We start from the raw sequence: 12,298 nt of genomic DNA, 5'->3' as shown, positions 1-12,298 counted from the left end.
GGGCGTACGTTGGCCGCATGAGTGCCGTTGGGACCCCGGGCGACTCCCGCGCCGACCTCGTCGTCACCGGCTGTGCCGTCCTGGTGCACGACGACGCGGAACGGATCGGATTCCGCGAGGACGCCGCGATCGTCCTCCGTGACGGGGTGATCGACGCGGTCACCACGGCCGCCGCCGCCCGGGACCTGCCGGCCGTGACACGGATCGAGGCGCGCGGGCAGGTCGCGCTGCCCGGCCTGATCAACTGCCATACACACGCCCCGATGGTGGCCCTGCGCGGGCTCGCCGAGGACCTGCCGACGGATGAGTGGTTCAACGACGTCGTCTGGCCCGTCGAGACCAACCTCACCGAACGGGACGTGGCCCTGGGGGCGCGGCTGGCCTGCGCCGAGATGATCCGGGGCGGGGTGACCTGCTTCGCCGACCACTACTTCCACATGGACACGGTCGCCGATGTCGTCGCCGAGTGCGGCCTGCGCGCCCACCTCGGGCAGGTCTACTTCTCCGGCCAGGGGCCCCGGGGCCGGGAGGCGTCGCTGGAGTTCGCGCTCCGCCGGCGCGGCGCCGCCGGCGGCCGCGTCACCACCGCCCTCGCCCCGCACGCCCCCTACACCGTGACCGACACCGACCTCACCGCCACCGCTGAACTCGCCCGCGCGCACGGCCTGCCCGTCCACATCCACGCCGCCGAGAACCGCGGCCAGACCGAGACCAGCCTGGCCCGGCACGGCCGCACCCCCATCGAGATCCTGGACCGCACCGGCCTGCTGGGCACCGACCTGCTCATCGCCCACGGCACCGGCATCCTGGAGCGGGACCTGCCGCTGCTGGAACGCACCGGCGGCCGTACGGCGGTGGCCACCGCGCCCCGCGGCTACCTGAAGTTCGCCTGGCCGACGACCACTCCGGTGCGGGCCCTGCGCGCGGCCGGCGTCCCCGTCGGCCTCGCCACGGACGGCGCCGCCTCCAACAACTCCCTCGACGTGTGGGAGGCGATGGCGCTGACGTCCCTGGTCCAGAAGTACGCCGAGGGCGACCCGCGCTGGCTGACCGCCCGGCAGGCCCTGCACCACGCCACCTCGCAGAGCGCCCGCGCGGTCGGTCTCGGGGACCGGATCGGTTCCCTCGCGCCCGGCCGGCGCGCCGACATCGTCCTCGTCGACCTCACCGGCCCGCACACCCAGCCGGTCCACGACCTCGCCGCCACCCTGGTGCACAGCGCCCGCGCGGCCGACGTCCGTACGACGATCGTGGACGGCCGCGTCCTGATGCGGGACCGCGTACTGCTCACCCTCGACGTGGAAGACGTCGTACGGGAGTTGACGCGGCGGCTGCCCGGGCTGACCGCGCGCGGCCATGGACGGCGCGTCCAGGAGTACGACACCTGAGCCCCGCCCGAGCCCGCCGCCCGGTGGAACGCCGGTGGCATCGGAGCCCGGTGAGACTGGCCGAAAAACTTCCCCTTCGCGGCGATGAGTTCCGCGCGCGCCGACGGTCACCACCCTCGGACCGACCGTCGGACAGGAGGGCTCATGTCGTTTCCGGAGATCGTCTCGCGTGAGCGGTGGCGCGCGGCGCGCGAGGAGTTGCGGCGCAAGGAGGAGGCCGTCAGGCAGGCGCGCGAGGCCCTGGACGCCGAGCGCCGGGGGCTGCCCATGGTCGAGGTCGACCCGGAGTACGTCTTCGAGGGCGGCGACGGCAAGGCCACCCTCCTGGACCTCTTCGAGGGCCGGGCCCAGCTCGTCGTCCACCACTTCATGTTCGCGCCGGAGTGGGAGACCGGCTGCCCGTGCTGCGCGGCCTTCCTGGACCAGGTCGGCCACCTCGCCCACCTGCGCGCCCGCAACACCTCCTTCGCGGCCGTCTCCCGGGCACCGTTCACCCGGATCCTGCCGTTCAAGGCGCGGATGGGCTGGGCGGTGCCCTGGTACTCCTCGGCGCACAGCGACTTCAACCGCGACTTCGAGGCCACCGTCGAGGCGGACGGCGAACTGGTCGAACGCGCGGGCGTCAGCTGCTTCCTGCGCGACCACGACCGGGTCTTCCACACCTACTCGCTGTACGACGACGGGCTGGACGTGCTGGGCACCACCGCGGCCCTGCTCGACCTGACCGCGCTCGGCCGCAACCCCGCCGGCAGCGACCGGCTGCGGCTGCACGACGAGTACGACTACTGACACGGGAGGTACCGCCGGTGCTGACACGGAACGTGCGGTTCGTGTCAGCAGGTGAACGGATCCTCACGGTCCGCGCCCAACCGGTGTCGGCTAGGTCTCAGTACCGTCACCGGGCGAGGCGTTCTCCTCTCCAGGGCGTTCTCCAGAGCGTTGACTCCTTGCACGTACGACGCTTCTGGAGGTCGAGATGGTGAACGGGCGAAGGGTGCTCGAACGCTTTCCCGCCGGTGGTCCGCGCGGCTCCTGGCCCGCGGAGGAGTTCGCGCACGCGCGACGGCTGGAAGGCATGCCCGCCGAGGTCGTCATGGACCTCGCGACGGACGCGTTCCTGGTGATCGTCCGCGGCGCCGAGCCGTTCGAGTGAGGCGGTCGGGCGTGCGGGAGGTTACGCCGACGAGGCCCGTGACCAGTCCGGAGCCGTACCCGTCACCCGGCACAGGGCCAGGTAGAGCGGGATCGGCGGGGTGTACGGGACCGTGCCCGCCGGGCGGTGGATCAGCCGGGCGGTGCCGGTGACCAGGGCACCCGTGGTGTAGCGGGCCGGTGACGGCCAGGGCAGGGCGTAGTCGGAGTCCGACGGCACGATCCACCACCACTGGGAGCCGTCGGTGTACACGCAGCCGACCCGCGGCAGCCTGGGTACGACGAGCGGGCCCAGCCGGTCGGGCACGGCCACGGCGTCCCAGCCGAGCGGCGCGGTCATGCCGTCCGGCAGCGACAGCGGCTGACCCGCGTCCTGGTCCGGGGCCGACCGCCGGCGTTGCATCCGGACGAGCGTGTCCAAGCCGAAGGCGCCCTGCGGACCGGCACCGGCACCCGCACCGGCAGCGGTACGGGAGCGGGGTCCGGCACCGGCGTGGGAACTGGCACCGGCATGGGACCCCGTACAGGCATGGGAGTCGGCCCCGGCACCGGTTCCGGCGTCCCCGGTCGCGGCGTCGCCGGTCCGCCCGGCGCCGACGGCGCCCGTCACGGCCACTCCCGGTGACGACGCTGCTCGGGCGTGCGGCACGGGCGTTCCGCCGGCTGTTCCGCCGACGCCGTGTGCGGGTGTCGCTCGGCGTGGAGGGCGTCGCCGTCGTACCGCCCCGACTCCCGCAGGTACCGCTCCGCCGCGGACTGCTGGTCCTCCCCGGAGTCCTCGGTGCGGCCCGGCTTGGGGCGGGCGCCCCAGCCCAGGTCGGCGCGCGGCTCGGGCGCGTCCTGGGCGGTGTCCGCCTCCTGGGCGGAGTCGGTGCCGCGCGGCAGTTCGGCCCAGACCAGCAGGCCGGGGCCGTGCTCCTGGGCGCCCCAGGCCCGGCACAGCGCGTCGACGAGAAGCAACCCCCTCCCGTGCTCCTCGTCGGGCCGCTGCGGGGACGGGTGGGGTTCGCCAGGAGCACAGCCCTCGTCTCGGACGGCTATGCGCACCATGTCGTCGTGGTCGTGCAGCTCGCACACGACCCGGCTGCTCGCGGTGTGCACGATGGCGTTGGTGACCAGCTCGGATATGACCAGGGCCGCGCTGTCACAGGTGTCCGCGCAGACCGCCCAGCCGGACAGCCGGGCCTGGGTCAGACGTCTCGCCTGGGCGACGGAACCCGGATGTGCGGCCAGCTCGAAACGGAACCTGCGTCCGGCGGCGCCTCCCTGGAGGGGTGCCCCCTCCATCAGGCCCGAACCGGCTCGCGCGGGGATGCCCCCCTCGGCGCCGAGACCGGTACGGCCGGCGGCGGCGTCTGTTCCTAAAGGCGCGGACGGAATCACGCCTGCCACTATCGCCCCGTCGCGGACACTTGGCAAGAGTCACTCTGAAAAATGCAGAGTGTTGTGGACTCTGTCAGGGAGCGTGGCACACTGCTCGCAACAGTTCCTCGCGCGGCGCCAATTGGAGTCGTCGGAGATCGGGCCCGGTCTTCGAATGAGTCTTCGAATGGCGCCGCAGGGCTGTCGGGAAACTTTCGGAGGCTTTCGGTGGAGGTGGGAGCGTGAGCGAACCGCGGTCCGCGCCGACGGTGGGCCAGGTGGTCCTCGGCCGGCGCCTGCAGGACCTGCGGGAGCGCGCCGGGCTGAAGCGCGAGGAGGCCGCCCGGGTCCTCCATGTCGCCCCCGCCACCGTCCGACGCATGGAGACGGCGGAGGTCGCCCTCAAAATCCCGTACCTGCAACTGCTGCTGAAGGCCTACGGCGTCCCCGACGACGAGGCCGAGGTCTTCGTCCAGCTGGCCGAGGAGGCGAACCGGCCCGGCTGGTGGCAGCGGTTCCACGACATCCTGCCGGGCTGGTTCTCGATGTACGTCAGCCTGGAGGGCGCGGCCAGCCTCATCCGCTCCTACGAGCCGCACTTCGTCCCCGGGCTGCTGCAGACCGAGGACTACGCGCGTGGCGTGCTGAAGTCCGGCGCCATCGGCCAGACCAGCCCGGACGACATCGAGCGCCATGTCGACCTGCGCATGCGGCGCCAGGCCCTGCTCACCCGCCCCGACGCCCCCCGCTTCTGGGCGGTGATGGACGAGACCGCGCTGCGCCGTCCGGTCGGCGGCCCGGAGGTCATGCGCGCACAGATCGACAAGTTGCTTGAGGCCACGGAGTTGGCCCATGTGACGCTCCAGGTCGCCCCGTTCGCCAACGGGCCGCACCCGGGGACGTACGGGCCCTTCGTGCTGTTCCGATTCGCCATGTCCGAACTGCCGGACATGGTCTACAGCGAGTACCTGACCGGCGCCGTCTATCTGGACGCGCGCGCCGAGGTGGCGACCCACCTGGAGGTCATGGACCGCATGGCGGCACAGGCCGCTACGGCACAACGCACGAAGGAGATCCTCCGGGATCTCCGCAAGGAGCTGTGAATGGATCGCATCACGCCGCGCGGACGCGTCTACAACGGCATGCCCGCGCGGGAGTTGGGCAGCGAGGGGTGGCACAAGCCCTGGAGCGGCGGCAACGGCGGCAACTGCCTGGAGGCGATGAAGCTCGCCGACGGCCGGATCGCCGTGCGCCAGTCGACCGACCCGGACGGTCCGGCGCTGATCTACACCATGGACGAGATGTCCGCGTTCATAGAGGGTGCCAAGGCGGGGGTGGCCGACTTCCTGCTGTCCTGAACTCGCCGGCGGCCCGGCCCGGCGCCCCGTCGAGGCTTTTGATCATTGCGCTCAACCTCCCTCCCGTGACCCAGATTTGATTGGTCCCCGCGCCGACGCTCACGGAGCGCGGCAGGACAGGGCCGGACCCGGCGGTCATCGAGACCGACACCGGCAGGCCGCGCCCCGCGCGGATGTACGACCGGTGTCCCGGCGGCAAGGACAACCACCCCCTGGACGAGGCGATGGGCCGGCAACCGCCGGCCCCGGACCGTCGGCCCCGGACCGCCGGGTGCCGGTGACGGCGCGGGCCGACCGCGCCTCCCCGCACGCGAGGAATTCCCCCGCTTCGTCACCGCCCTGGACCTGGTGGACCCGGCGTGGGGTTCGTGCACCGCCAGGACCCCGGGCCGGGCGAACCGATGCCGGGCCAGGACGACGGCGTGACCCCGGGGGCACGACGCGGTGGCCCGCAGGCCACAAGGGAATCGCCCTGGTCGTCATGGGCCTCCTCCACCGCGGACGTGCCGCCCGGTCGTACGGGACGTCACGCCGCCGTAAGCACCTCGCACAGCGCCTCCAGCGCCGCCCCGTAGGCGTGGTCGGCCGGGGCCGCGTACCCCACCACCAGGCCGTCACCGGCCGACGCCGGGCCGTCCGGGTGCCGGAACGCGGCGAGACCGTCGAGGGCGACGCCCCGCCGCGCGGCGGCCTCCACCACCGTCCGTTCCGTGCCGGGCGGCAGCCGCAGCACCGCGTGCAGCCCCGCCGCGATGCCCGTCACCTCGATGTGGGGCGCCCGTTCGGCCAGCGCGGCGACCAGCCGGTCACGCCGGCCCCGGTACCGCTGCCGCATCCGCCGCACATGCCGGTCGTACGACCCACAGGCCACGAAGTCCGCGAGCGCCAACTGGTCCGGCACGCTCGCCCACCCCTCCCGCTCGCCCTTCGCCGCCAGCACCGGCTCCACGTACCGCTCCGGCAGGACCATCCAGCCCAGCCGCAGCGCCGGTGACAGACTCTTGCTGACCGACCCGATGTGGATCACCCGCTCCGGGTCGAGTCCCTGAAGTGCGCCGACGGGCCGGCGGTCGTAGCGGAACTCGCCGTCGTAGTCGTCCTCCAGCACCACCGCCCCCCGTGCCCGTGCCCAGTCGATCACCGCCGCCCGGCGCTCCGGACGCAGCGGTCCGCCGGTCGGGAACTGGTGCGCGGGCGTCAGCAGCACGGCCCGCTCGCGCCCGAGCGCCGCCACCCGCGCGCCGTGCTCGTCCAGCGGCAGCGGCACCGTGCGCACACCGGCCGCCGCGAGCAGGTCCCGGTGGAAACCGAGCCCGTACGCCTCCACCCCCAGCGGACCGCGCAGCACCCCGCCCCCGGCCGGCCCGCCTGCCCCGCCTGTCGAGCCCGGCGCGTCCCGGCCGAAGAGCAGTCGCAGCGCGTGCGCGAAGCCCGAGCAGATCACGATCCGGTCCGGCTCGGCACGCACCCCACGCGCGCGTGCCAGGTATTCCGCCAGCGTCTCCCGCAACTCCCGGCGCCCGGCCGGGTCGCCCGGCCCGAACGCCTCGCTGGGCGCCGCCTGGAGCGCCCGGCGGTACGAGGCCGCCCACGCAGCCCGCGGAAAGGCCGAGGCGTCCGGCCTGCCCTGCCGCAGATCGTGCCGCGGGCCACCCGTGCGCGCCGGCGCCTGGGCCGGCACATCCACGGCCCGGCGCAACGGGCGCGCCCGCTCGGCGACCCGGGTCCCCGAACCCTGCCGGGCGGTCAGCCAGCCCTCCGCGACCAGTTCCGCGTAGGCGTCGGCCACCGTGTTGCGGGCCACGCCCAGGTCCGCGGCGAGCGACCGGTACGGCGGCAGCCGGGTGCCCGGGGCCAGCCGGCCACCGCGCACGGCCTCCCGCAGCGCCCGGGTCAGCGCGGCCCGCCGGCCACCCGGCCCGGACAGCTCCAGATGCAGGTCGACGCCGATCCGCTCCGCGTAATTGACCCACGATTCTGTCATGGAAATGCACCCTACTATCGGTCTTTCCGGCTCCTACCGTGGAGCACATGACGACGGACACGCACACCATCAGCACCCCCGGCAGCACCTCTGGCAGCGTCTTCGATCCCACCGCGGGGATCGCCGCCGCCGAGGCCGCCCGCACCCGCCTGGACTTCGCGAAGGCCGCGCCGGAGGTCTACCGCGCGATCATCCGCTTCGACACCGCCGCCCGCGCGGGCCTGGACCCGGCCCTGGTCGAACTGATCCAGATCCGCGCCTCCCATCTCAACCACTGCGCCTACTGCCTGCACATGCACACCAACGACGCCCGCAAGGCCGGGGAAAGCGAGGACCGGCTCCACCTGGTCGCCGTCTGGCGGGAGGCCCGGCACTTCTTCACCCCCAAGGAACAGGCCGCGCTGGCCCTGACCGAGGCGGTCACCCTGATCGCCGACGGAGGCGTCCCCGACCCCGTCTACGCCGAGGCCGCCGCCCACTTCGAGGAACGGGAACTGGCCCAGGTCCTGTCCCTGATCCTCACCATCAACACCTGGAACCGGGTGGCCCTCGCCACGGCGAAGGTGGCGGGCACGGACGAACGCACCGGCTGAGGAGGGGCCGACGGTGGGATGCCGGTCCGTGGGCCGGTGGAGGCGGTCGGTCCGTGGGGCGGCGAAACCGGTGGCGCCCGGTCGTCCGGCCGACGGCGGAAGGGGCCAGGTGGTGCGGGTTGCCCAGGCACTGGAGGACGGAGCCGGTGGTGCGGGTCGCCCAGGCGGCAAGGGGAAGGGGCGGTCGGGTGGTACGCGTTGCCCGGGCGGCGCCCCGGGAGGCGGAGGCGGTCGGCGGTGCCGCGCTCAGACGGTCATCGGCCGGTCGGTGGGGGAGATCGGGGCCGGGAGCCGGGAACTCCCCGTCAGATAGCGGTCGACGGCCGCCGCGACCGCCCGGCCCTCCGCTATCGCCCACACTATGAGCGACTGCCCGCGCGCCGCGTCGCCCGCGGCGAACACCCCGGGGACGTTGGTCGCGAACCCGTCGTCCCGCGCGATCGTGCCGCGCGGCCCCAGCGCCAGCCCCAGCTGCTCGATCAGACCGTCCTCCCGGTCCGGCCCGGAGAATCCCAGGGCGAGCAGCACCAGATCGGCCGGGAGCGCCCGCCCGGTGCCCGGCACCGGAAGCCGCCGCTCGTCGACCTCGACCAGATGCAGTGACCGCACATTCCCCCTCTCGTCTCCCGTGAAGCGAAGCGTGGACGCCGCGAACAGCCGGGCGTCCGCGTCCGCCGCCGGCGCCGTCCGCAGCTCCCGCGCCTCCTCGTGCGCGGCCGACAGCCGGTAGATCTTCGGGTACGTCGGCCAGGGGTCGCTGTCCTCGTCGCGCTCAGCACCCGGCTGCGCGTAGATGTCCAGTTGGGTGACGGACGCGGCCCCCTCGCGCACCGCCGTGCCCAGACAGTCCGCCCCGGTGTCCCCGCCGCCGACGATCACCACGTGCTTGCCGGCGGCCGACAGCGGCGAGACCTCCAGATCCCCTTCGCACACCCGGTTCGACAGCGGCAGATACTCCATCGCCTGGTATATCCCGCTCAACTCCCGGCCCGGCACCGGAAGTTCCCGCCACGCCGTGGCACCGGTCGCGATCACCACCGCGTCGTACCGGTCCCGCAGCCCGGCCGCCGGAACGTCCCGGCCGACCGCCGTCGAGGTGCGGAACTTCGTCCCCTCGGCCAGCATCTGCCCGATCCGCCGCTCCAGATGCCGCTTCTCCATCTTGAACTCGGGGATGCCGTACCGCATCAGCCCGCCGATCCGGTCGTCCTTCTCGTACACCGCGACCGTGTGCCCGGCCCGGGTCAGCTGCTGCGCCGCGGCCAGCCCGGTGGGCCCGGAACCGATGACGGCGACCGTCTTACCGGACAGCCGCTCGGGCGGCCGGGCCGGCGTGAAGCCCTCCTCCCACGCCCGGTCGGCGATCGCGCACTCGACGTTCTTGATGGTGACGGCCGGCTGGTTGATCGCCAGCACACACCCCGCCTCGCACGGGGCCGGACACAAGCGCCCGGTGAACTCCGGGAAGTTGTTGGTCGCGTGCAGCCGGTCGGAGGCGGCCCGCCAGTCCTCCCGCGAGACCAGGTCGTTCCACTCGGGGATGAGATTGCCCAGCGGACAGGCCTGGTGGCAGAACGGGACGCCGCAGTCCATACAGCGGTCGGCCTGCTCGCTGATGATGGGCAGCAGCGCTCCCGGGACGTACACCTCGTCCCAGTCCCGCACCCGCTCCTCGACGGGCCGCCGCGACCACTCCTGGCGCGGCGTGGTCATGAACCCCTTGGGATCGGCCATGGCGTCTTCCTCGCGTACGGGGCACCACAGGCGCCGGGTGTACGAAGGTCCGTCCGACATCGGGCAGCACTCTTCCCGCCACGATACGTCCCCACGGGCCCCGGCGCAGAGCGGCGGACAGCGCTTTCTGCCGGGGTTCACGCGAGACCTTGTGTCACCGTGTCCTCGTGTCTTTGGGCGCCGCACCCCGCACCCGTACCCCCAACCCCGCGTCACGAGGGACACCCAGCCGCCCCGCCCGCCATGCCCACGGCCCACGGCATGGTCGGCGTCGGTGCCCGACCGTCCTCGTCGCTCCACCGGGTCACCCGGCATCATGGCCTCGTGCGACTCGAAGCGATCACCTGGGACCGGTTGGCCGAGCGGCTCGCCGACCGGCTGGCCGACACGGTGCCGGCCGACGGAGGGGCCTGGCCGCGCGTCGGCTTCGACGGCGCACCGGCCGCTCAGCCGGGAGACCTGGCCGCGCGTGTCGGCGAGGCGCTGCGTGTCCGCGGCCGTCCCTCCCTGGTCATCGGCGCGGAGGGCTTCCTGCGCCCGGCCTCGCTGCGCCTGGAGCACGGGCGGCGCGACGCGGAGTCGTACTACAGCGGGTGGTTCGACACGGGCGCCCTGTGGCGGGAGGTGTTCGGCCCGCTCGATCCCGGAGGCAGCGGGCGGATCCTGCCCGACCTGTGGGACCCGGTCACGGACCGGGCCACCCGCAGCCCCTACGTCCAACTCCCGCCCGGCGGGATTCTCCTCCTCCACGGTCCCCTCCTGCTGCGTCACTGGTTCCCCTTCGATCTGTCCGTGCATCTCCTCCTTTCCCCGGGCGCTCTGCGCCGCCGCACCCCCGAGGCCGACCACTGGACCCTCCCCGCCTTCGAGCGCTACGCGGCCGAAGCCGACCCGGTCGGCACGGCGGACGTGCTGGTCCGCGCCGACGACCCGCGCCACCCCGCCTGGAGCGGCTGACCCGGTGGGCGGGCAGGCCGCCGGGCCGGCCCGGCGGCCGTGGGAGCCGGCGTCCCGGGGCCTCACGGTCGTACCGCTGCCGCGCGACCCGGTGCGCCCGCGCTCAGAGCCAGCCGTTGCGCCGGAAGCCCCGGTACAGCGCCAGACACGCCGCCGCCATCACGACCATGACCAGCGGGTAGCCGAACCGCCAGTGCAGCTCCGGCATGTGGTCGAAGTTCATGCCGTACACCCCGCACACCATCGTCGGCACGGCGATCACCGCGGCCCACGCCGTGATCCTCCGCATGTCCTCGTTCTGCGCGACGGTCACCTGTGCCAGATGCGCCTGCAGAATGGAGTTGAGCAGTTCGTCGAACGCGGCGATCTGTTCCTTGGCCCGGATCAGATGGTCGAGCACATCCCGGAAGTACGCCTGTATCTCCGGGTCGACGACCCGCATGGGCCGGGTCGCCAGATCCTCCACCGGGCGGCCCAGCGGCACCACCGCCCGTTTCAGCTCCAGCAGTTCACGCTTCATCTGGTAGATGCGACCGGGATCGAGCCGCGCGCCGTTCTCCGAGAACACCTCCGTCTCGACCTGGTCGATGTCGCCCTGCACCGCGTCCGTGACGTTCAGATAGTCGTCGACCACAAGGTCGGCGATCGCGTGCAGCACCGCCGCCGGCCCCTTGGCGAGCTGCTGCGGGTCCGTCTCCAGCTCCTCGCGCAGCGGGCCGAGCGAGCCATGGCGCCCGTGCCGCACCGTGATCACGAAGTCCTCGCCGACGAACACCATGATCTCGCCGGTGTCCACCACCTCGCTGGTCGCCGTCAGCCGTTCGTGCTCCACGTAACAGACCGTCTTGAACACCGCGAAGAGCGTGTCCCCGTAGTGCTCCAGCTTGGGTCGCTGATGGGCCTCGACCGCGTCCTCCACCGCCAGTGGGTGCAGGTCGAACAACTCGGCCACCCCGGCGAACTCACGCTCCGTCGGCTCGTGCAGCCCGAGCCAGACGAAGCCCTCGCCGGTCTTGCGTATCAGCCGCACGGCATCCACCAGGTCGGAACACCCCGGGACGCGCACGCCGTCCTGATATGTCACGCAGTTGACCACCGAGGATCCCAGGGGCGATCTGGCGGGATGGCTCAGGTCCACGCGCGGCCGACGCCGGGCCAGCCGTGCCACCTTGCGCAGGCCGCCGACGCTGCCCAGCCCCGTGACCTTCCGCAGATTCCCTGCCATGGACATCTGGATCTCCTCGTGTGGATCTCCGAGTGCGACGCTTCCGCGCCTTGCCCCGCAAGTCTGCCAGTCCTGGGAAAAGTGCGGGGAAGCCTGTGGGAACAGGGAGTTCCGCTTTGTTCCCGCCTGTGGACAAACGACGGCCGAACCGGGATTCCGGGGGACCGGCAGGGACGATCGAGGGCAAGACGCCATCCGACGGGTACCTTTTGGACAACCGGCAGAACGAGGCGGGCCGGCGCCTCGACGCCTTCACCACGCTCCCGTCACCACCGACATCGACACCTCGCGGCTCGCCCCCGCAGCCCGCACGCCGGTACAGGTGCGCGTCCACGACGTGGGCGCCGAGGAGCCGCCGGGGGAGGACTACGACCTGGTCCACGCCCGGCTCGTCTTCGTCCATGCACCCGGCCGGGAAAGGGCCTTGCGGGCGGTGATCAAGTCCTTGCGGCCCGACGGGCGGCTGCTGATCGAGGACCCCGACCCGGCCCTCCGGCCCCTCGAAGGCAGAGCGGCCGTGCCGTGTTGTGCCGGGGCGCCGGACC

Annotated in this window: 12 protein-coding genes and 2 pseudogenes; 9 read left to right on the top strand and 5 right to left on the bottom strand. The window is 73.1% G+C overall.

The features are described 5' to 3' along the window. Positions 1-17: 17 nt before the first annotated feature. From HB370_RS11240 to HB370_RS11230, 3 genes are all read left to right on the top strand, one after another. Positions 18-1,388 carry an amidohydrolase gene (locus HB370_RS11240; protein ID WP_030792424.1) on the top strand — a complete coding sequence of 457 codons (1,371 nt, stop codon included), beginning with the start codon at positions 18-20 and terminating at the stop codon, positions 1,386-1,388. A 144-nt stretch (positions 1,389-1,532) separates the two neighbouring features. Further along, entirely contained in the window at positions 1,533-2,177 is a 645-nt protein-coding gene (locus HB370_RS11235) for a DUF899 domain-containing protein (protein ID WP_030792421.1), read from the top strand. Positions 2,178-2,364: 187 nt separating this feature from the next. Continuing rightward, positions 2,365-2,541 carry a hypothetical protein gene (locus tag HB370_RS11230; RefSeq protein WP_167345771.1) on the top strand — a complete coding sequence of 59 codons (177 nt, stop codon included), beginning with the start codon at positions 2,365-2,367 and terminating at the stop codon, positions 2,539-2,541. Between the two features lie 21 nt (positions 2,542-2,562). On the opposite strand, the gene HB370_RS11225 is transcribed toward HB370_RS11230, so the two are convergent. Both HB370_RS11225 and HB370_RS11220 read right to left on the bottom strand, forming a co-directional pair. Next, entirely contained in the window at positions 2,563-2,943 is a 381-nt protein-coding gene (locus tag HB370_RS11225; protein WP_208974385.1) for a hypothetical protein, read from the bottom strand. Positions 2,944-3,146: 203 nt separating this feature from the next. Continuing rightward, positions 3,147-3,932, bottom strand: coding sequence for an ATP-binding protein (locus HB370_RS11220; RefSeq protein ID WP_078637777.1), 786 nt, complete (start codon positions 3,930-3,932; stop codon positions 3,147-3,149). A gap of 212 nt (positions 3,933-4,144) precedes the next feature. Here HB370_RS11220 and HB370_RS11215 point away from each other — a divergent pair, with 212 nt between their 5' ends. The 3 genes and pseudogenes from HB370_RS11215 to HB370_RS42670 all read left to right on the top strand — a co-directional run. Then, positions 4,145-5,005, top strand: coding sequence for a helix-turn-helix transcriptional regulator (locus HB370_RS11215; protein ID WP_030792413.1), 861 nt, complete (start codon positions 4,145-4,147; stop codon positions 5,003-5,005). Next, positions 5,006-5,260, top strand: a complete 255-nt coding sequence (locus HB370_RS11210) for a DUF397 domain-containing protein (RefSeq protein ID WP_030792411.1) — start codon at positions 5,006-5,008, stop codon at positions 5,258-5,260. Between the two features lie 173 nt (positions 5,261-5,433). Then, positions 5,434-5,496: pseudogene (locus HB370_RS42670) on the top strand (hypothetical protein); the annotation flags it as partial. Between the two features lie 290 nt (positions 5,497-5,786). On the opposite strand, the gene HB370_RS11200 reads toward HB370_RS42670, so the two are convergent. Beyond that, positions 5,787-7,244 carry a PLP-dependent aminotransferase family protein gene (locus tag HB370_RS11200; protein ID WP_030792407.1) on the bottom strand — a complete coding sequence of 486 codons (1,458 nt, stop codon included), beginning with the start codon at positions 7,242-7,244 and terminating at the stop codon, positions 5,787-5,789. A 47-nt stretch (positions 7,245-7,291) separates the two neighbouring features. Here HB370_RS11200 and HB370_RS11195 point away from each other — a divergent pair, with 47 nt between their 5' ends. Continuing rightward, a complete protein-coding gene (locus HB370_RS11195) occupies positions 7,292-7,837 on the top strand; it encodes a carboxymuconolactone decarboxylase family protein (RefSeq protein WP_037703064.1) in 546 nt (181 codons plus the stop codon). A gap of 246 nt (positions 7,838-8,083) precedes the next feature. On the opposite strand, the gene HB370_RS11190 is transcribed toward HB370_RS11195, so the two are convergent. Then, the gene (locus HB370_RS11190) at positions 8,084-9,571 is read right to left on the bottom strand and encodes a glutamate synthase subunit beta (protein ID WP_030792403.1); all 1,488 of its coding nucleotides are present in this window, start codon (positions 9,569-9,571) and stop codon (positions 8,084-8,086) included. A gap of 324 nt (positions 9,572-9,895) precedes the next feature. Here HB370_RS11190 and HB370_RS11185 point away from each other — a divergent pair, with 324 nt between their 5' ends. Further along, positions 9,896-10,528 carry a uridine kinase gene (locus HB370_RS11185; protein ID WP_030792400.1) on the top strand — a complete coding sequence of 211 codons (633 nt, stop codon included), beginning with the start codon at positions 9,896-9,898 and terminating at the stop codon, positions 10,526-10,528. A 103-nt stretch (positions 10,529-10,631) separates the two neighbouring features. Here HB370_RS11185 and corA read toward each other — a convergent pair whose 3' ends face one another. Beyond that, the gene (corA, locus tag HB370_RS11180; protein ID WP_030792398.1) at positions 10,632-11,759 is read right to left on the bottom strand and encodes a magnesium/cobalt transporter CorA; all 1,128 of its coding nucleotides are present in this window, start codon (positions 11,757-11,759) and stop codon (positions 10,632-10,634) included. A 170-nt stretch (positions 11,760-11,929) separates the two neighbouring features. Between corA and HB370_RS41840 the strand changes: the two are divergent. Then, positions 11,930-12,255: pseudogene (locus HB370_RS41840) on the top strand (class I SAM-dependent methyltransferase); the annotation flags it as partial. Positions 12,256-12,298: the final 43 nt, after the last annotated feature.

It is taken from the genome of Streptomyces sp. DSM 40868 (assembly GCF_011820545.1).
GTDB classification, from domain to species: domain Bacteria; phylum Actinomycetota; class Actinomycetes; order Streptomycetales; family Streptomycetaceae; genus Streptomyces; species Streptomyces eurythermus.
The sequence above is the reverse complement of the archived record's forward strand: the minus strand, read 5'-3'. Positions and strand labels throughout refer to the sequence as shown.

Excerpts from the sequence above, each read along its gene's own strand:
- HB370_RS11210 (WP_030792411.1), top strand. The coding sequence starts at position 5,006 with ATGGATCGCATCACGCCGCGCGGACGCGTCTACAACGGCATGCCCGCG.
- HB370_RS11200 (WP_030792407.1), bottom strand. The coding sequence starts at position 7,244 with ATGACAGAATCGTGGGTCAATTACGCGGAGCGGATCGGCGTCGACCTG.
- HB370_RS11225 (WP_208974385.1), bottom strand. The coding sequence starts at position 2,943 with ATGCAACGCCGGCGGTCGGCCCCGGACCAGGACGCGGGTCAGCCGCTG.
- HB370_RS11235 (WP_030792421.1), top strand. The coding sequence starts at position 1,533 with ATGTCGTTTCCGGAGATCGTCTCGCGTGAGCGGTGGCGCGCGGCGCGC.
- corA (WP_030792398.1), bottom strand. The coding sequence starts at position 11,759 with ATGTCCATGGCAGGGAATCTGCGGAAGGTCACGGGGCTGGGCAGCGTC.
- HB370_RS11230 (WP_167345771.1), top strand. The coding sequence starts at position 2,365 with ATGGTGAACGGGCGAAGGGTGCTCGAACGCTTTCCCGCCGGTGGTCCG.
- HB370_RS11240 (WP_030792424.1), top strand. The coding sequence starts at position 18 with ATGAGTGCCGTTGGGACCCCGGGCGACTCCCGCGCCGACCTCGTCGTC.
- HB370_RS11195 (WP_037703064.1), top strand. The coding sequence starts at position 7,292 with ATGACGACGGACACGCACACCATCAGCACCCCCGGCAGCACCTCTGGC.
- HB370_RS11190 (WP_030792403.1), bottom strand. The coding sequence starts at position 9,571 with ATGGCCGATCCCAAGGGGTTCATGACCACGCCGCGCCAGGAGTGGTCG.